Raw genomic sequence first — 18452 nt, 5'->3', positions numbered from 1 at the left:
ACTGTCCGGGAGAGCCTTGCATGAAGTGGCGACCGTTTTGTATCAGCGCTGACAGGGCGCGTGGGCGCCGCGTTCAAACCACCCCCTTTCAGAGCACTTCAAGCATCGAGGCGACCAGCGGGTGGCGCACGATGTCTTCGGGCTTGAGTTGCACGACGGCGATATCATCCACCTCGGCGAGGCGTTCGGAGATCGGTTTCAGGCCTGAAAGCTCGGGCAGCAAGTCGGTCTGGGCGGGGTCGCCGGTCACCACCATGGTGGAGTTCCAGCCCAGGCGCGTGAGCAGCATTTTCAGCTGGGCGTAGGTGCAGTTCTGCGCCTCGTCGACCACCACGAAGGCGTTGTTGAGCGTGCGCCCGCGCATATAGCCGATGGGCGCGATCTCGATCAGGCCTTCAGCCATCAGCGATTTGAGGCGTTTGGGGCTGAGCCGGTCTGACAATGCGTCATAGAGCGGGCGCAGATAGGGCGCGAGTTTCTCTTCCATGGCGCCGGGCAGGAAGCCGATGGATTCGCCGGCCTCCACAGCCGGGCGCGACAGGACGATGCGTCCGATATCGCCGGCTTCCAGCGCTTCGACCGCCTTGGCGACGGCGAGATAGGTCTTGCCCGTGCCGGCCGGTCCCAGCGCCAGCACCAGGTTATGCGCGTCAATCGCGTCCATCAGGACCGCCTGGCCTTCCGAGCGGGGTTTGACCGACTTGATATAACGCTGGTCGCGCATGGGGTCGGTCTCGTCCGGGCTCCATCCCGATCCGGGAAAGAGCGCTCGGACTTTCTCCTCTTCATAGGCTTCGGCGTTAAATCCACCCTGACGGCGTTTGACGGCTCGCTTGCCCATTTCAGGCCCTCCAATTGGCAAGAAAAAACCCCTCGCGCGGGTGCGGAGGGGTGATGGATGCGGCGCATTCAAGGGTACGGACCGGGGCCGGCGCGACAAACGGCGGCGGGGCGACCCGATTTGGCGGTGCGGATGGCATAGGCCCTCCTTTCCAGCATCCCGGCGCAGGGTTCTCCTGCGCGCGAGGCGAATCGCGCCCTTGATCGCGAATCGCACTCACAGTCTCATCCTAGGACAGTGAATGAAGTATGAGTCACCGCTTCACTGACATGTCGCAAAACTGCGGCGCCGCAGACACAGCCCTGGACACACGCATTTTGAGGAGACCGGCCCATGACCCTTTACGCGCTCGGCGAAGACACGCCGCAGATCAGCCCGGACGGCGCCTGGGCGGCGCCTGATGCGGCGCTGATCGGCAAGGTGACCCTGATGCGCGGCGCTTCGGTCTGGTTCGGCGCGGTGCTGCGCGGCGACAATGAAATGATCACGCTGGGCGAAGACGCCAATGTCCAGGACGGGGCGGTGCTGCACACCGATATGGGCTTTCCCCTGGCGCTGGGGCGCGGGGTGACGGTGGGCCACAACGCCATGCTCCATGGCTGCACGGTGGGCGACTACACGCTGATCGGCATCGGCGCGACCGTGCTCAACGGCGCGAAAATCGGCCGGAATTGCATCATCGGCGCCCACGCCCTGATTACCGAGGGCAAGGAGATTCCCGACGGCTCGGTGGTGATGGGCGCGCCGGGCAAAGTGGTCAAACAGATCGAGGACGGCGTGGCCGAACTCCTGAAAGCCAGCGCTGACCATTATGTGGAGAACGCCGCGCGCTATGCCCGCGACCTCAAGCCTTTGGGCTGACGGAGCGCTACCCGGGGATCGGAACGGGCAGCGGCAAGGGGAAGGGACATGACGCACAGCGACGTGCTGATCATCGGCGTCGGCTTCTCCGGCCTTCACGCCGCGCTGCTCTTGTCGGACACATATGACGTACGGGTGCTCGAAGCGCGCGAACGCCCCGGCGGACGGGCCCTGTCTCACGCCTTCGCCAATGGCGACACGGTGGATCTGGGCGGCCAGTGGGCAGGGCCGGGCCAGGACCGGCTCTACGCCCTGATCGAGGCCATGGGCGCGCGCACTTATCCGCTCTGGGATCAAGGCGATCATCTGGTGGCGTTCAGCGGACGCCTGCGCCGCTATCGCGGGACCATCCCCTCCCTGCCCGTCCATGTCCTCCTCGACCTCAACCGCCTGCTCGCGCGGTTTGAGGCGATGGCGAAACAGCTCGATCCCGCCCGGCCCTGGGCGCACCCGAAAGCAGAGGAATGGGACCGGCGCACCGTGGCTGACTTCATGGCCCGCAGCGGCTTCACCGCGCGCGCCAGAGAGATGTTCGCCATCGCCATCGGCGCGGTGTTCTGCGCCGAACCGCATGAGCTGTCCCTGCTGCACGCCCTGTTCTACGCCCGCGCGGGGCGGTCATTTGAAGCCCTGATCTCGGTGACAGGCGGCGCCCAGCAGGACCGGGTGCATGGCGATATGGGCGGTCTCGCGCACGCAATGGCCGATAGTCTGGGCGGCGCCGTCACCTATGGCGCGCCGGTGCAGGCCCTGCGCTGGAGCGATGACGGCGTGACCGCATGGACGCCGGCGGGTGAGTTCTCCGCCCGCCGCGCCATTCTCGCACTCCCGCCCAATCAGGCGCTGGGCATCCGTTTCGATCCGCCGCTGCCCGCCGCGCGCGACGCGCTGTGGCGGCGCATGCCGGCGGGCGCGTGCATCAAATGCGTCGCCCAGTATGACCGCCCCTTCTGGCGCGAGGCGGGGCTGTCGGGTCAGTCCGTAGGCGGCCCGGCGCCGGTGCGCGTGACCTTCGACAATACGCAGGCCGGGCGCGAGGCGGGCCAGCTTCTGGGCTTTATCGAGGGCGACGAGGCGCGGATCTGGTCAGGCCGCGACCCGGCCGAGCGGCGCGCCGCCGTGCTGGACAGCTTCGCCGCCGTGTTCGGCGACGCCGCGCGCCACCCACTGGACTATGCCGATCAGGACTGGATGTCCGAGCCCTACACCCGCGGCTGCTACGCCGCCTTCATGGGGCCGGGCGTGTGGACGACGCTGGGCTCTCAATTGCGCGACCCCATCGGCCCCATCCACGTGGCGGGAACAGAGACCGCCCGCGAAGGCTATGGCTATTTCGAAGGCGCGCTGGAAGCCGCCGAGCGGGCCGCAGAAGAGGTGCGGGCGGCGCTCAGCCCCTAATCCCCCTCCAGCCACAGCACCACCACAGCGCCGTCATCGGTGCGCGGACCCAGCCTCACCCCGTCGCGGGTGGCGGCCAGGGCCTGGCCGTCGGCGCCCATATTCCACAGCGATCCGCGCGCGAAGGCAGTCATGCCGGCGTGCGCGCCCGCTTCGGAGAGGCGGCGGGGCAGGGAGTGGGCGATCCAGGCTTGTGCTTCGGTGAGTGCTCCGGCGTCTTCGTGCGGCGCATCATCGGGCCAGGGCGTGACATAGCCGCCCCACGGCGCGTCCCACACGCCGGCGGGCTGGAGATAGGCCGGCACGGCGATCAGGTCGGGGCGCCTAGCAAGGCCGTCATAGACGTCACCATGCCAGGAATCGGCGCAGATCAGCACGCCCAGCGCGCCCGCAGGCGTGTCGAACACTGGCTGGGGCGAGGCGGGCGCACCGGCGGTGAAACCGGCTTCGGACGGGATGGGATAGACCTTGCGCACCAGCGCCTCATGCACCGATCCGTCCGGGGCGAAGACGGCGGAGACATTGTACAGGGGGCCTGCGGCGTTCACCGTGATGACGCCGTCTTCGACGCTGGGATCGGGCAGGACGATGGAGCCCGCCACGAGGGTGACGCCATAGCGGCGGGCGAGGCTGGAGAAGACATCTTGATAATCGCGCGCCATGGCGGCGCCGCGCGCGCGGAACAGGGCGGCGGCCATGCGGTCACCTTCGCCGCTTCGGGCCAGCGCCGCCAGCGTGCGGACAGGACGGGTGAGGGCGAGGCCCGTCATGGCGCCCTCGACCGTATCGGCGCGGTAAACTCCGGCCTGGGCCTGCGCCGCCACCAGCCAGGTGCCGGCATGTTCGGGAAAAACCGCCACAGCCGGTCCGTCGAGCGCGCCTGCGCCCTCAGCCCTGTCGAGATAGCGCGCCAGTACGGCCTCCAGCGCCGCGGCGCTGCGATAATCGGCGGGCGTCAGCGCAGGTTCGATGGCGATCAGCGCACGGGTTGAGGCTGCGCCGAATTGCGCCAGGCTGATCGCCCCGGGCTCGGGCGGCGGGGCGTGAGGCGCCAGGCGCCAGATGCCCCACGTGCCCGCGAGCGCGACGACTGCCGCCAGGCCGATCCCTCCCAGCCGCATGACTACACCGCGTAGCGCAAAATCGCCGCCAGCTCGCCGCCGCCGGGAATGTCTTCGCGGCGCACGCCCAGCACGCGCCCGCCCATGGCCAGCGTCCGCGCGGCGATCTCGTCCACCACGCCGTAGCTGCCCGGCCCGGCTTCCTTGGCCAGCGTCAGCTTGCCGGTCTCCTCGTCAATGCGGCCGGGCACCACGGTGTCGATGTCCACCAGCAGCGCCTCGATCCGCCCGAACGTGGCGGCGTGGGCGGCGTCGGCCATGTCGGTGGTGGTGCGGTTCTGCCCGGTGCGTGTCTCGAACAGGTCGCGCAGCGCCGACAGCTCCAGCGCATAGGCGGCGTCCAGCACCGGGCGCGCGCGCTGCGACAGTTCGGCCTCGCTGAGGCGGTCCGGGCTTTCCTCGATCGTGTCGGCCACCAGATGGGGATAGGTGTTCACCGTGCGGAAGATCGAGGCGAGGCGGCCCGTGGCGGCCAGAATGAGCGGAATATCGCGCCCGCTCAGCACCGGGCGCAGCGCGGCATCGACCTGGCGGGCATATTGGCGGAAGCGCACATTCTGGCCTTCCGAGCCCTGAATGCGGCCCGACGCGCCGCGGTCATTGAGCGTGGATTTGCCCACCGAGCCGGCTGCGTCGCTGGGCAGTTCCAGGCCACGCACCTCGCGCGGTCCCAGATCAGCGAACACCTCGACCAGGCGCACGGCGTTTTCCGACAGCGCCAGCACGAAGGCGGCGTGGGGGAAGGTGACCGCGCGCAGGAGGGGTTTGAGGAAGAAGCGGTCAGCCACTTCGGTCTGCGGCGTCAGCTTGTTGGCCAGACGGAAGGTGCGGATGCGGTCCGGCGTGGCCAGCACGGCCAGCGAATTGGCCTGCAGGCGCCAGAAATCCTCGTCCTCATCGAGATCGTCGAACAACTCCATCAGATCGGCCAGGCGGCGCTTGTCGAACCCGGCCGCTTCCAGCTGGCCGTGCGCGTCTTTGGCGGCGTTGGACAGCGCAATGCGCGCCTCGTCGCTTTGCTGACTCAGGGGCGTGGTTTGCAGATAGATCGAGACACAGGCGTCGGCGCGCACACCCAGCAGGGTGTCAAGATCGCCGCGTGTGGGCAGGTCGATGTGCAGCATGGGCGTCGCGCCTCCGATGATGAAAGTTGAAGTTTCAACATGGGCGCGCCCACCCCCCGCCGCAACCCGCGCGGCGCGGCCGGCTGACAATTGAACCGGCCAACGCAAAGGGCCGGAGCGTCGCCGCTCCGGCCCTTCCTCAAGGCGTCGTCAGACGTGGATCAGAAATTGGCCTCCACGCCGACGAAGAAGAACCGCCCGCGCGGACCGGTAGGCCAGGCCCGTTCGGTCACATAGGGGAATTCGTCAAAGATGTTGTTGACGCCGCCGTAGAAGCGGACGGTTTCGTTCAGGCGGTAGGCGGCGTTGAAGTTGTGGATATACATTTCCGGCGCCCAGCCTGCGTCGCCGAACAGGGCGTCGACGGTCTCGATCTCGACACCGGTCAGCACCTGCTCCCCCACATACTGGGTGTTCCAGCCCAGCGACAGACCCCCGCGGGTCACGCCGAAATTGGCGTTGCCGGCCCAGATCGGGCTGCGGATCTCTTCCAGTTCCGTGTTCACGTCAGACGCGTCCAGCGGATTGGTGAAGTAGTCCAGCTGCTCCTGCTTGGTGCCGCTGACGCCCAGGCGGAAGTCCATGTCCCGCCAGCTGAAGGAATAGTTGGCGGCGAAATCGTAGCCTTGCGCCTCGATGGACGCGAAGTTGACGAAGGACTGGCGCAGGAAGCGGAAGCCGCCGAACTGCGGCGAGGTCGTGTCGGTCTCGCGGGTGAACAGGGTGCAGAAATTGCTGTTGGGGAAGTCGGAGCTGTCATAGCAGCCGTCGACGATCTGCTGGGCGGTCACGAAGCCGATGCCGTCCTGGATCTCCACATTCCAGTAGTCGAGCGTGAAGTTGAAGCCCGGCAGGATGCGCGGGGTGAACACCAGACCCAAAGTCTGGGTCTCGGCGGTTTCCTCGGACAGGTTGGCGTTGCCGCCCGCCACGCCCGGGAAGCGGGCCGACAGCGGATCGGTGTAGGTGTCCGGCAGCGCCGGCAGGCCGTTGCCGCCCGCCTGGCAGTTGGCGGCGCGCTGGGCCGGGTCGGACGCATTGCCGATTTCGGCCGCGTCACACGGGTCGATCGGGCGGAAGAAGGCGGGGTTATCCGGGCGGAACAGCTCGTCAATATTCGGCGCCCTGTTGGCCTGGGACAAGGTGCCGCGGAACGAGATGTCCTCGATCGGCGTCCACAGCAGGCCCAGATTCCAGGTCTCTGCCCCGCCCACGGTCGAGTAGTCGGCATAGCGGTACGCGCCGTCCAGGGTCAGTTCCCGGGCCAGCGGCAGATTGGCCAGGATCGGCACGGACAGTTCGATAAAGGCGTCGGTGACGTCATACTCGCCTGAGGAGTTGAAGAACTGGCTGTCTGCGGCGAAGCCCAGCGAGCCATTGGCCGACACGTCGGAGATCAGCGTGCCCTCGCCGAACGGCGAGCCGGCCGGCAGAATGCCCAGGTCGACATTGTTGCGGTCGAGGCGGCTGGTTTCCCTGCGGTATTCGATGCCGGTCGCAAAGCTCACCGGCCCGGCGGGCAGGCTGAACCAGTTGCTGAAGTCGCCGGTCAGGAAACCGCTCAGCACGGTCTGCTCCAGGCGCAGCTCGTCGACTGTTGTCGTGGTTATGAAGTCCACCGCGTCGGCGCTGATCCCGTTGGGCCCGCCCCAGATATTGGCCGGACGGCACTGCCCGTCGCCCGGCGTGAAGCTGTAGAAACCCGGGTCAAAGAACGGGATGCCGAAAATCGTCGTTGGCGGAATCGCGCTCGGATCAAGATCGGAGCGGCAAACCGGTGCGCCGCCCGGGCCGCTGACCACGTCAATGGCCGCAAAGAAGCGGTCCAGCAGAACGGCGTTACGGTCTTTGATGGTGTTGGTGAACTGGCCGTAATTGGCGGAGATTTCCCAGTTCCAGCCATTGGGCAACTCACCGTTCAACCCGCCGACCAGGCGATAGGTGTCGCGGGTGAACTGGGTCACGTTCGGACCCAGATCGGTCGGGTCGCGCGTGATGAACAGACCGCCGGTAGACAAGGCCAGTCCCTGCAGCTCGGCAGGAATGAACGGGTTGTCCGGGGCGCCGTACAGCAGGTCATAGAAGGTGTTGAGCGGCGTGCCGCGCTGGGTGACCGACTGGGACGCCTTGAACTCGAAGAAGGCGCGCATGCTGGGCGTCAGATCATAGTGCGCAGTCAGATTGGCCGTGATCCGCTCGGTCTGCGGGATCAGATAGGTCTGGTCGAAGACATCCTCGATGCCGTCGCCGCCGAACTGGTTGAAATTGCCGGCGATCAGGCCGTCGCGATAGGGCCGCACAGTGCCGTCGTCATTGACCACCCAGCAGCCGCCGGCGAGGCCGAACGAGCCGGTGCCAACGAGTGAGTTGTTCCAGCCGACGAAGGACTCAACACAGTCGTCCGTGCCGTTGCCATTGGTGTCGATCCCCGGGGCGAGGCCGAAATTGCCCGGCGAGATCACGCCGCGCCGCGATGAGATCGAGAAGTTCGGCTGGGGCAGGATGGCGCGCGAGGGCGAGGTGTTGCGCCGCTCGATCAACGCCAGTTCGGCCGCACTGAGATCATTGACCGTCAATGTGGTGCCGAATGTGGCGTTATAGGCGTTGATGAAGGCCTGCGCCGACGTGGGAATGCCCAGGCCATACGGATAACGGCCCGTCTGCTGGAAACTATAGAAATTGGCGAACAGCGGCGTCGAGGCGCCGATATCGCCTTGCTGGAAGCGCAGCGCCGGGTTCGGCAGCGAGCGCGACAGCCCGTTATTCGCCGACCAGGGGCGGTCGCCGAAGCGCAGCACCGAATCGAAAGTGTAATCGAGCGCCAGGGTGACATTGCCGCGGCCTTCGAGGAAATTGCGGCCCCACAGCGCCTGCAGCGAGGCGTTTTCCGCGTCGCCGCGGCTCGACATGCCGAAGCGGGCGTCATAGCGCGCACCCTCGAAATCGTCGCGCAGGATGAAGTTCACCACGCCGGTGACCGCGTCCGATCCGTAGATCGCGGAGGCGCCGCCCGTGAGCACTTCGACGCGCTCGACCAGGCCGCGCGGGATCGAGCCGATATCCACCGCCTGATCGCCTTCAAAGCCGGCCACGTGGCGCCGGCCATTGACCAGTGTCAGGGTGCGAACGCTGCCCAGGCCGCGCAGGTTCAGCGCGTTGGCGCCCGTCAGGCCCTGTTCGGCGGTGGTTGACGACAGCAGGGCCGGGATGCGGTTGACCACGTCGGCCAGGCTCACCTCGCCGGACAGCTGCAGCGCTTCGGCTGTCAGTGACTGGACGGGCACCGGAGAGACGAGGTTCGGGTCCCGCGCAATGCGCGAACCGGTGATGGTCACCACGTCTGCGGGGCGCGTCTCGGCCGCGGGCTCTTCAGCCTCCTGGGCCAGAGCCAGGCCCGGCGCAGCGGCCATGGCGAGTGCGAGGCCAGACCCGCTCGCAAGCAGCCTGGAAGCATGTTTGAAACGATTAAACATAACGCCGATCCCCTATGTTGTTGTCGTGTCGCCGCGACACGGGCCGAACCCCTGTTCGCTCTCTCGTAGCAGCTTGGCGCCGCGTTCGTGTTGCACCGCACCAATGGCTAGATTACAAAACTGTATGGGTTTGACGCCCCCTCCGTGCGAAAAATTGAGGGGTGTCAAAAAAATGCGATACGGGCGTAGCAAAATTGCTACACTTTCGCGTTCCGGATCGCCAGGCAGGTCAGGTGACTTGAACCAGATGACCGGACAAATTCGCCGCAATTTTAATGCGTTACCCACAGGATGGGCGCGCGTGGCGCGGCCAGGCCGCTGGCGTGCGGCCGGATGGGTTGCAGCGTGCCTTGTGCTCGCGTCCTGCGCGATGGAGGCCGAACCGGCAACCGATTTCTGGCAGGCGAGGCTTGAATCCCAGCTGGAAACCGACGGCTCGCGCGCGCCGGGCGCGGCGATCGCCATCGTGCGCGAAGGCGAGATTCTGTGGGCGTCGGCGGCGGGCGCGGCGGCGTTCGACGCAGCCGGTCAGGCCCCGGTCAGGGCGTTGGAGGCGCAAACGCCCGTGCGCGCCGCCTCGATCTCGAAACTGGCCGTCGCCCTGACCGCCGGCGCGCTGGAAGCTGCGGGCGATATCGATCTGGACGCCCCGATCCGGTCGGTTCTGAGCCGCGCGCCGCGCCACCCGCTGGCGCCTGACGCGCCGATCACCCTGCGCCAGCTATTGTCGCACACGTCCGGCGTCTGCGATCCCGCGCGCTACTGGGCCGATCTGGGCGAGGATTTCTACGCCCTCTTCAATGATGAGGCCGCCTGGTGCGACCATGCGCCGGGCGCGGCCTTCACCTATTCCAATCTCGGCTACGCCCTGGCCGCCAGCGTGCTGGAGGACGCCAGCGGGGAGCGCTTCGACCGGCTGGCCCGGCGCCATGCGCTTATCCCGGCGGGCATTCCCGGCGCCGGCTTCAACTGGTCGGGCGTGGAGCGCAGCGCGCGCGACAGGGGCGGCGCGCTGCACCGCTGGACCGACGGCGCCTGGCGGGTGCAGATCGACAGCGCCTCCATGCTGGCGGGCGACGGGCCGGTGGTGCTGGTTCAGCCCGGCCATGTGCTGGAGGACTATCAGCCCGGCGAGAACGGCTCGCTGATGTCGCCCCAGGGCGGCCTGCGCGCCAATGTGATCGAGCTGGCGCTGCTCGCGGAGGCTTTCTCACCCGGCGGGCCGGGTGAGGCGCTGGCCGATCCGGTCTGGCGCGGCGATGCCGGACCGGGCCTGCGCGCCTGGGCCAGCGGTCCCCAGCTGCTTGAGCCGGGACAGGTTCCCGGCCGCCCGGACCTGACCGCCATCGGCCATCCGGGGCAAGCGTGGGGTCTGTATGGCGGCGCCTGGTTCGTGCCGGAGCTCAACGCCTCCATCGCCTACTTCGTCACGGGTGAGGACCCGGACGAACCCAAACCCTATGATCCGGTCAGTGGGCTGACAGCGGGAGAGACAGCCCTGTTCACCCTCGCGCTGGACTGGCTGGCCGCCCATGATGACGCCCGCCTCTGACCCAACGTGCAGTCAATTCGCGTGACAGAGTGGGGCCCGGCGGATAAGACCGGCGGCCTTGTTGCCTGGAGACCCACGGACCCCTTATGGATCGCATCGACGCCCTGCGCCTGTTCTCCGCCGTGGCGGAGCTGGAAAGCTTCACCCGCGCCGCCGAACGGCTGGGCCTGACGCCGGGCGCGGCGTCCAAACAGATCTCCGCCCTGGAAGAGCGCATGCAGGCGCGCTTGCTCGAGCGGACCACCCGCTCGGTGCGCCTGACCGATGCGGGCCGAGCCCTGCTGGACCGGGTGCGGCCCTGGCTGAAGGAATACGAGGAGCTGGAATCAGGCCTGGCCCATGAGCATGCGGCGGCGGTCGGCGTGTTGCGCGTGTCCGCCCCGGTCGATTTCGGCGCTCAGAGGCTGGTCGAGCCCGTCACCGCCTTCATGGATCGCTGGCCGGCGGTGGAGGTGCGTCTCGACATGACCGACCGCATGGTCGATCTGGTGGACGAGGGCTATGATCTGGCCGTGCGCATCGGCCACCTGAACGATTCATCCCTGATCGCGCGCCGCCTCGCGCATGCGCTCATGGTGCTGGTGGCGAGCCCGGCCTATCTGGCCGGCGCCGGCGCGCCGTCCCACCCGTCCGATCTGGCGCGCCATGACTGCATCATCGACCGCAACCGGCCCGCGCCCATGCTCTGGCGCTTCCACCGCGACAATGAGCCGGCCGAGGTGAAGGTGGCGGGCCGCTTCTCCCTCAACGGCGCCAAGGCGGCGGTCAGCGCGGCCGCCGCCGGGGCGGGGCTCGCCTGCACGCCCGAATGGGCGGCGCGCGAGGCGATTGATGCGGGCACGGTGAATGCCGTGATGGGCGACTGGACGCCCGAGGGGCGCGATCTGTGGGCGGTGTACCCGTCCAACCGCTATCTCGCCCACCGCGTGCGCCTGTTCGTCGATCACCTGGCCGACTGGTTCAAGGGCGGTCTATGCCCGCGCGAAGCGGAATAAACCCTAGTCGAAATCCTGCGCCAGCCTGGCATGGAACTCACGCCGGAACGCATCGAAGCGGTGTTCCTCGATGGCGTCGCGCATGCGTGCGGTCAGCGACTGGAAATACGCGGTGTTGTGCCAGGACAGGAGCATGGACCCCAGATACTCGTTCGCTTTGACGAGGTGATGCAGATAGGCGCGCGAATAATCCTTGCTGGCCGGGCAGTCTGATGCCTCGTCCAGCGGGCGGGGGTCTTCGGCGAAGCGGGCGTTTTTCAGATTGACCGGGCCGTTATCGCTCCAGGCCTGACCGTGGCGGCCTGAACGCGTGGGCAGCACGCAGTCGAACATGTCGATCCCGCGCGCCACGGCTTCAACGAGGTCCACCGGCTTGCCTACGCCCATCAAATAGCGTGGCCGGTCCGAGGGCAGGAAGAGCGTGGTGGCGTCCAGCACGCGGCACATCATCTCGAAGCCTTCGCCGACGGCGAGCCCGCCCACGGCGTAGCCGTCAAAACCGATGCGCTTGAGCCCTTCGGCGCTGTCGCGGCGCAGATCGTCATAGGTCGAGCCCTGCACAATGCCGAAAATCGCCTGGGTCTTGCGCTCGCCAAAGGCGTCGCGCGATCGCTGGGCCCAGCGCAGCGACAGCTCCATGGACCGCGCTGCGGCATCGCGCTCGCAAGGGAATGGCGTGCATTCATCGAGCTGCATGGAAATGTCGGCCCCCAGCAGATCGGCCTGGATCTCGATGGAGCGTTCCGGCGTCAGGTGATGCGATGACCCGTCAATATGGCTTTTGAACGTGACCCCTTCCTCCACCAGCTTGCGCAGGCCCGACAGCGACCAGACCTGAAAACCGCCGGAATCGGTCAGGATCGGCCCGTCCCAGCGCATGAAGGCGTGCAAGCCCCCCAGGCGCTTCACCCGCTCCGCGCCGGGCCGCAGCATCAGGTGATAGGTATTGCCCAGAATGATGTCGGCGCCCGCGCCGCGCACCTGGTCTGGGTACAGCGCCTTCACCGTGGCGGCGGTGCCCACGGGCATGAAGGCGGGCGTGCGGATATCGCCGCGCGGAGTTTTCAACACCCCGGTGCGCGCGCCGCCATCGACGGCGTGGAGTTTGAAGGGGAAACTGGTCATGAGCATCCGATCATAAAGCGGCGGAGACATAGCCCAATGAGCTGGGAAGACGAAATCAGCGAGCTGCGCAAGCGTCAGGCGCTGGCGCGCGCCATGGGCGGCCCGGACAAGCTGGCGCGCCAGCGCGCGGCGGGCCGGCTGAATGTGCGCGAACGCCTCGATCTGTTGCTCGATGCGGGCAGCTTCCGCGAGATCGGCTCCATCACCGGGACGGCGCAGACGGGAGAGGATGGCGCCCTGGCCGGCTTCACCCCGGCCAATTGCATCTTCGGGCGCGGCCAGATCGGAGGGCGCACCGTGGCCGTGGTGGCCGACGACTTCACCGTGCGCGGCGGCGCGGCCGATGCGGCCATCATCGAAAAACAGATCCAGGCTGAAACCATGGCCGGCGAGCTGGGCCTGCCGCTGATCCGCCTGATCGAGGGCACGGGCGGGGGCGGGTCGGTGAAATCGATCCTCGACATGGGCGCGAGCTATGTGCCGTTCAATCCGGGCTGGGATCAGGTGACAGCCAATCTCGAACGCGTGCCGGTGGTGTCGCTGGCGCTCGGCCCCGTCGCAGGGCTCGGCGCCGCACGCGCCGTCTCAAGCCATTACTGCGTGATGGTGAAGGGCCAGTCCCAGATGTTCATCGCCGGCCCGCCCGTTGTGGCCGGAATCGGCGAAACGGTCACCAAGGAGGAGCTGGGCGGCGCCGATATCCAGCTTGCCGCCGGCGCCGCGGACGACGCCTATGCCAGCGAGGCCGACGCCATGGAAGCCGCGCGCTGGTTCCTGTCCTATCTGCCCGACCGCGCCGGAGAGGCCGCGCCGCGCGGCGCGGTCAATGACGACCCCGCCCGCGCCGATCCGGCCCTGCGCGCCATCATCCCGCGCGACAAGCGCTATGGCTATGACATGCGCGCCATCCTGAAATCCGTGTGCGACGGCTCAAGCGTGTTCGAAATGGGCCGCCATTTCGGGTCCAGCGTGATCACCGCGCTCGCCCGGCTCGATGGCTGGCCGGTGGCGGTGCTGGCCAGCAATCCCAATGTCTATGGCGGCGGCTGGACGGCAGAGGCCGCCCAGAAAGTCACGCGCTTTGTCGACCTGGCCGAAACCTTCCGCCTGCCCGTGGTGCACTTTGTGGACATACCCGGCTTCGTCATCGGCACGAGGGCCGAACGGGCAGGGACCATCCGCCACGGCGCGCGGGCGCTCAGCGCCATCTATCAGGCCAGCGTGCCCTGGTGCACCATCCTGATCCGCAAGGCGTTCGGCGTCGCGGGCGCCGCCATGATGGACCATACCCGCTTCCGCTACCGCTATGCCTGGCCGTCGGGCGATTGGGGCTCGCTGCCGCTGGAAGGCGGGGTGGAGGCCGCGTTCAAGGCGGCGCTGGAGCAATCGGATGACCCCGCCGCCATGAAGGCTGATCTGTCCCGCCGCATGCGCGAGCTCGCCTCGCCCTTCCGCACTGCCGAGCGCTTCTGGATTGAGGAGATTATCGACCCGGCCGAGACCCGCGCCGTCCTGACGGAGTTCGCCGGCATCGCCGCGCCGCTGCGCACGCGCGACGCGCCGCAAACGCGCTACAGGCCGTGACCTAGAACAGATCGCCCTGACCCGGCGCAGGCGGTTTGGGTTTCGGCTTCGCCTTGCGCGGGGCGGGGGTGGCTGGCGCCGGAGCGGGCGCCGCCGCCGCGCCGCCCCCGCCGATCACCGCGCCGCGTTTGGCGTCCTGGAACTCCAGCGTCACCGCGTCGCCATCGGTCAGCGCGGATGCCGCGCGCACCAGCTTTCCGTTCGCGTCGGTGACCAGCGCAAAGCCGCGCGCCAGTACGCCTTCATGCGACACTGAATTGAGCCGGGCGGCGAGCCCGTCCAGCGTGCGCTTGCGGTCGGTGAGGGCGCGCGCTTGCGCAGGCTTCAGCCGCATCGCGAGGCGGGTGAGGCGCTGATGCTTGTCCGAAATATCGCGCGTCAGCGCTGCGGGCCTGAGCCGTCCGGCGAGGCCATCGAGCCGTCCGCGCACCCGTTCAAGGCGCAGGCGCGCCGCGCTGTCGAGGCGGCCTGACGCATAATCCAGCCGCTGGCGCGCCTCGCCCAGCAGGGTATCGGGGCGCGGCAAAGCGCGCGCCGCCGAGCGCAAATCTGCGCCCTTGCGGTCCACGAGCCGGGTGAGGGCGCGGGTGAGGCGGGCGCCCAGGGCGCTGGTGCGCTCGGCCAGTTCGCGGCGCACCGGCACGGCGATCTCGGCCGCGCCCGTGGGTGTCGGCGCGCGCCGGTCCGAGGCGAAGTCGATGAGGGTCGTATCGGTCTCGTGACCCACCGCCGAGATCAGCGGAATGCGCGAGGTGGCGGCCGCGCGCACCACGATTTCCTCATTGAACGCCCAGAGATCTTCCACTGACCCGCCGCCGCGCGCCACGATCAGCACGTCCGGCACAGGCACGCGCCCGCCGGGCTCCAGCGCGTTGAAGCCTTCAATGGCCGCGGCGATCTGGCCAGCGGCCTGCTCGCCCTGCACCAGCACCGGCCAGAGCAGGACATGGACCGGGAAGCGGTCATCCAGCCGGTGCAGAATGTCCCGGATCACCGCGCCCGTCGGCGAGGTGACCACGCCGATCACTCGCGGCAGGAAGGGAATGGGGCGCTTGCGCTCGGGCGCGAACAGGCCCTCGGCTGCCAGCGCCGCCTTGCGCGCTTCCAGGAGCGCCATCAGTGCGCCCGCGCCCGCCGGCTCCATGCGCTCGATGATCAGCTGGTATTTCGACCGGCCCGGGAAGGTGGACAGCCGCCCCTCCACAATCACCTCCAGCCCCTCCTCGGGCCGGAAATTGAGGGTGGAGGCGATGCCCTTCCACATCACGGCATCAATGACCGCGCTCTCATCCTTCATGTCCAGATAGACATGGCCGGACTTGGCGATGATCACCCGCCCCAGCTCACCCCGCACCCGCACATGCCCATACGTCTCCTCCACCGTCCGCTTGAGCGACCGGGCGAGCTCGGAGACGGAGTATTCATGGACGTTGGAGGCAGGTTCGGTCATGGGGCGACTCACTGGCGCTGAGCGCCCAGCCTAGCGGCAGAGGGGGGAGGGGTGAAATGGGGTGGCCTGGGGAGGTCGTCCCACTGGAAGGCTCGGCTCGCCACTGTTATCTGTGTTTGAAAAGCACAAATGCTGCGAACGCGCGCCGGTCCCGAATGGGCGCATTTTCAAAGTCTGTAATGGTCTGGTGCGCCTGTGCCAGGTCGAGCAGCACTTCCGATTTGTATGTCCTGTAAGTGGGGTCGTAGTCGGCTGAGTGCCGCTTTTTCTGCATGGTGACGAAGAAATTTGCAAAGTCCTGGATATCTCTCGGGAAGGCCGAAATCGCGCTGTTCATACAATTTTTTTTGCAAACTCCGTGATCCAGTGCGCGATAGGTCTGTTTCCAGGCGTTCCCGTTCCACGCCGCTCTTGTGGCGCCGATGAGCAAGTCCGCGTTTTGGCGGGCCAGCGTGTGAAAGACGGCGTAATAAATTGTACTCACCGCCCTCAACAAATCTGACTGGCGCGGCTTCCTGTTTCCGGACTGCACAAGGCCCTCAGCGGTCGACAGGAGATCAAGCGGTTTCACGTATCAGTCTGCCTGCATCGCCCCGGGAGACGAATGAGAATACCGGGAAGGCTTTTTCCCCGATCTCCATCAAACGCGGCCGCACATGGCGAACTGTTCCGGAGAGTTGGTGCGGGTCGATGTCGCGGGCGCGGCCGTCAAAGATCACGGTGATGCGCAGAATCTCGTCGTCATCGTGATCGGTGTCGCGTTCAAATTTGAAATCAACAACATTCACACGCAGAAAGTCGCGGTTCAGCGCTTCGCTGACCACCTGCCGGATGCGCTCTATATTGCCATCTGCATTCATTTTGGATCACTTGCGTGCAAGCCTGTACACGCCGTCAAGTGTATGGATTTGGAGCGGTGATGACAAGCGGTTCTGATCGTCCAGTCTCGTTGCGGCGGGCGGCCTCAGGGCCTTTCGAGGATGAAACCACCCGCGCGCGCTGGTCGACACGGGCGGGTGCGCGCCCTATCACGTCGGCGTTGAAACGCCGTCGGAGTGCGCCTCATGAACATCCTCATCATCGGGTCGGGCGGGCGCGAGCATGCGCTGGCCTGGAAGATCAGCCAGAGCCCCCTCGTGGAGGTGATCTGGTGCGCGCCGGGCAGCCCGGCCATGGACCAGATCGGCCCGTGCTTCGATGTGGCCGCCGACGATGTGCAGGGGCTGCACGATCTGGCGCTGCAGCTGGAGCCGGACCTCATCGTGATCGGGCCCGAGGCGCCGTTGGCCGGCGGGCTCGCCGACGGTCTGCGCGCGCGCGGATTTGATGTGTTCGGTCCGGGCGCCGAGGGTGCGAAGCTGGAATCCTCCAAGGGTTTCGCCAAGGATTTCATGGCCCGTCTCGGCGTGCCGACCGCGATGTACCAAAAAGTGACCGATCTTGTCTCCGCACGCGGGTTTTTTGACTCCCTCAGCCCGCCTTATGTCATCAAGGCGGACGGTCTGGCGGCGGGCAAGGGCGTGGTCATTGCGCCGGATGTCGACACCGCTATCCACGAAGCGCAGGCGATGTTGTCCGGCAAATTCGGCGGCGCGGGCGCCGGGCTTGTCCTCGAGGAATTCATGCAGGGCGAGGAGGCGAGCGTGTTTGTCCTCACCGATGGCGTGAACCGTCTGACCCTGCCCGCCTGCCAGGATCACAAGCGGCTTCTGGACGGCGATGAGGGCCCGAACACGGGCGGCATGGGCGCGTACGCCCCCGCCCCGGTGATGACGCCGGAGCTCCTCAAAGAGGTGGACGAAACCATCGCCGCGCCAATCATTGATGCCATGGCGCAGGCCGGTTTCCCTTATCAGGGCGTCTTGTATATCGGCCTCATGATCACGCCGGAGGGGCCGAAAGTCGTTGAATTCAATGTGCGTTTTGGCGATCCCGAGTGTCAGGTGCTGATGATGAGCCTGGCCGATGACATCGTCCCGGCCCTGCTGGCCTGCGCCACGGGGGGCATGCCCGCACGCGATTTCGCCCGGCTCCTGCCGCAGCTCAACGCATCGCGCCCGGCGGCCTGCGTGGTGCTGGCGAGCCAGGGTTATCCGGGGTCTTACGAAAAAGGCTCGGTGATCAAGGGGCTTAAAGCCGCCGGCGCGGTGGAGGGCGTGACAGTGTTTCACGCCGGAACCGGGGTCAACGAAGAGGGCGACTGGATCGCGGCGGGCGGGCGCGTTCTGACGATCACCGCTGCGGGCGACACGCTGGAACAGGCCGTGTCACGCGCCTATCAGGCGGTCGATCTCATCGACTGGCCGCAGGGCGTTTGCCGCCGCGACATCGCCTGGCGGGCGTTGGGAAAGTCCATCTAAATCAAAGGGATCACGCCAGCTCGTAGGCCGACTTCATCCAGGCCTTGAGCTCGGCGTCGAGATCGGCGGCGGTTTCGACTTGGACCTTGTGGGTGCACATCGCGCCCGGCTTTTCGGCGATCAGACGGTCAGTCGGCGCCGCACCTTTCAGGTTCAGGCCCACATGGATGCGCGTTTTCGAGGCGGGCGTGACGACCGCGAAATTCTTCGACCGGCGGAAGGCGGTGCTGGTCTTCTTGATTGAAATCTCAACGTCATCGCCAAGCGATTTCGCGTACGCCTCCAGCGCGTCATAGGCGGGCCGCAACGCTTCCTTGCCGGCGTACTGGCCCGACAGCATGTCGTCCTGCGGGGCGTCCAGCGTGCCCTTGGCCGTGTGGCAGATCAGGTTCGCGTAGCCATGGCCGAGGCCATGGGTTCCCTTGAGCAGCGCCATCTGTTCGCCATGCTTCTCAAGCCCGCTGGCTCGCACCAAAGCGGCCCATTCATCGGCCGACTTGCCGGTGTTTTTCAGCAAGTTGGCCTTCATCGAGTCCAGCGGATCGGGCTTTGCGGTCATGGCGCCGGC

At 67.1% G+C, this 18452-nt stretch carries 15 protein-coding genes; 6 read left to right on the top strand and 9 right to left on the bottom strand.

All coding sequences use genetic code 11. The annotated features are described in order from the left end of the window. Nucleotides 1-88: 88 nt before the first annotated feature. Complete coding sequence (locus L2D01_11210; GenBank protein ID WBQ09463.1) at nucleotides 89-841, bottom strand: PhoH family protein; 753 nt, start codon at nucleotides 839-841, stop codon at nucleotides 89-91. 333 nt (nucleotides 842-1174) lie between these two features. Between L2D01_11210 and L2D01_11205 the strand changes: the two genes are divergently transcribed. Beyond that, nucleotides 1175-1702, top strand: coding sequence for a gamma carbonic anhydrase family protein (locus tag L2D01_11205; GenBank protein WBQ09462.1), 528 nt, complete (start codon nucleotides 1175-1177; stop codon nucleotides 1700-1702). A gap of 48 nt (nucleotides 1703-1750) precedes the next feature. Beyond that, nucleotides 1751-3100, top strand: coding sequence for an FAD-dependent oxidoreductase (locus L2D01_11200; GenBank protein WBQ09461.1), 1350 nt, complete (start codon nucleotides 1751-1753; stop codon nucleotides 3098-3100). Here the strand turns inward: L2D01_11200 and L2D01_11195 are convergent. From L2D01_11195 to L2D01_11185, 3 genes are all read right to left on the bottom strand, one after another. After that, a complete protein-coding gene (locus L2D01_11195; protein ID WBQ09460.1) occupies nucleotides 3097-4221 on the bottom strand; it encodes a hypothetical protein in 1125 nt (374 codons plus the stop codon). The two genes, L2D01_11200 and L2D01_11195, sit on opposite strands and share 4 nt — an antisense overlap. Nucleotides 4222-4223: 2 nt before the next feature. Then, nucleotides 4224-5345 (bottom strand): hypothetical protein, encoded by a 1122-nt coding sequence (locus tag L2D01_11190; protein ID WBQ09459.1) that lies wholly within the window; start codon nucleotides 5343-5345, stop codon nucleotides 4224-4226. Nucleotides 5346-5506: 161 nt separating this feature from the next. After that, nucleotides 5507-8755 carry a TonB-dependent receptor gene (locus L2D01_11185; protein ID WBQ09458.1) on the bottom strand — a complete coding sequence of 1083 codons (3249 nt, stop codon included), beginning with the start codon at nucleotides 8753-8755 and terminating at the stop codon, nucleotides 5507-5509. A 364-nt stretch (nucleotides 8756-9119) separates the two neighbouring features. Between L2D01_11185 and L2D01_11180 the strand changes: the two genes are divergently transcribed. Together L2D01_11180 and L2D01_11175 are read left to right on the top strand one after the other, a co-directional pair. Then, nucleotides 9120-10370 (top strand): beta-lactamase family protein, encoded by a 1251-nt coding sequence (locus L2D01_11180; GenBank protein ID WBQ09457.1) that lies wholly within the window; start codon nucleotides 9120-9122, stop codon nucleotides 10368-10370. Nucleotides 10371-10456: 86 nt separating this feature from the next. Next, nucleotides 10457-11365 (top strand): LysR family transcriptional regulator, encoded by a 909-nt coding sequence (locus tag L2D01_11175; protein WBQ09456.1) that lies wholly within the window; start codon nucleotides 10457-10459, stop codon nucleotides 11363-11365. 3 nt (nucleotides 11366-11368) lie between these two features. On the opposite strand, the gene tgt is transcribed toward L2D01_11175, so the two are convergent. Next, nucleotides 11369-12490, bottom strand: coding sequence for a tRNA guanosine(34) transglycosylase Tgt (tgt, locus tag L2D01_11170; GenBank protein WBQ09455.1), 1122 nt, complete (start codon nucleotides 12488-12490; stop codon nucleotides 11369-11371). Between the two features lie 36 nt (nucleotides 12491-12526). On the opposite strand from tgt, the gene L2D01_11165 reads away from it, so the two are divergent. Next, nucleotides 12527-14074, top strand: a complete 1548-nt coding sequence (locus L2D01_11165) for a methylmalonyl-CoA carboxyltransferase (GenBank protein WBQ09454.1) — start codon at nucleotides 12527-12529, stop codon at nucleotides 14072-14074. A gap of 1 nt (nucleotide 14075) precedes the next feature. Here L2D01_11165 and xseA read toward each other — a convergent pair whose 3' ends face one another. The 3 genes from xseA to L2D01_11150 all read right to left on the bottom strand — a co-directional run bounded on the left by xseA (nucleotide 14076) and on the right by L2D01_11150 (nucleotide 16384). Continuing rightward, the gene (xseA, locus tag L2D01_11160; protein WBQ09453.1) at nucleotides 14076-15524 is read right to left on the bottom strand and encodes an exodeoxyribonuclease VII large subunit; all 1449 of its coding nucleotides are present in this window, start codon (nucleotides 15522-15524) and stop codon (nucleotides 14076-14078) included. A gap of 106 nt (nucleotides 15525-15630) precedes the next feature. Continuing rightward, the gene (locus L2D01_11155; protein ID WBQ09452.1) at nucleotides 15631-16095 is read right to left on the bottom strand and encodes a hypothetical protein; all 465 of its coding nucleotides are present in this window, start codon (nucleotides 16093-16095) and stop codon (nucleotides 15631-15633) included. After that, on the bottom strand, nucleotides 16082-16384 hold the full coding sequence (locus L2D01_11150) for a hypothetical protein (GenBank protein ID WBQ09451.1): 303 nt from the start codon (nucleotides 16382-16384) through the stop codon (nucleotides 16082-16084). The genes L2D01_11155 and L2D01_11150 overlap by 14 nt, the downstream gene beginning before the upstream one ends. A gap of 204 nt (nucleotides 16385-16588) precedes the next feature. Between L2D01_11150 and purD the strand changes: the two genes are divergently transcribed. After that, nucleotides 16589-17884, top strand: coding sequence for a phosphoribosylamine--glycine ligase (gene purD, locus L2D01_11145; GenBank protein ID WBQ09450.1), 1296 nt, complete (start codon nucleotides 16589-16591; stop codon nucleotides 17882-17884). Between the two features lie 10 nt (nucleotides 17885-17894). On the opposite strand, the gene L2D01_11140 is transcribed toward purD, so the two are convergent. Beyond that, a complete protein-coding gene (locus tag L2D01_11140) occupies nucleotides 17895-18443 on the bottom strand; it encodes a DUF4287 domain-containing protein (protein ID WBQ09449.1) in 549 nt (182 codons plus the stop codon). Nucleotides 18444-18452 lie beyond the last annotated feature (9 nt).

Source organism: Hyphomonadaceae bacterium ML37 (genome assembly GCA_027627685.1).
Lineage (GTDB): Bacteria > Pseudomonadota > Alphaproteobacteria > Caulobacterales > Maricaulaceae > Oceanicaulis.
The sequence above is the reverse complement of the archived record's forward strand: the minus strand, read 5'-3'. Positions and strand labels throughout refer to the sequence as shown.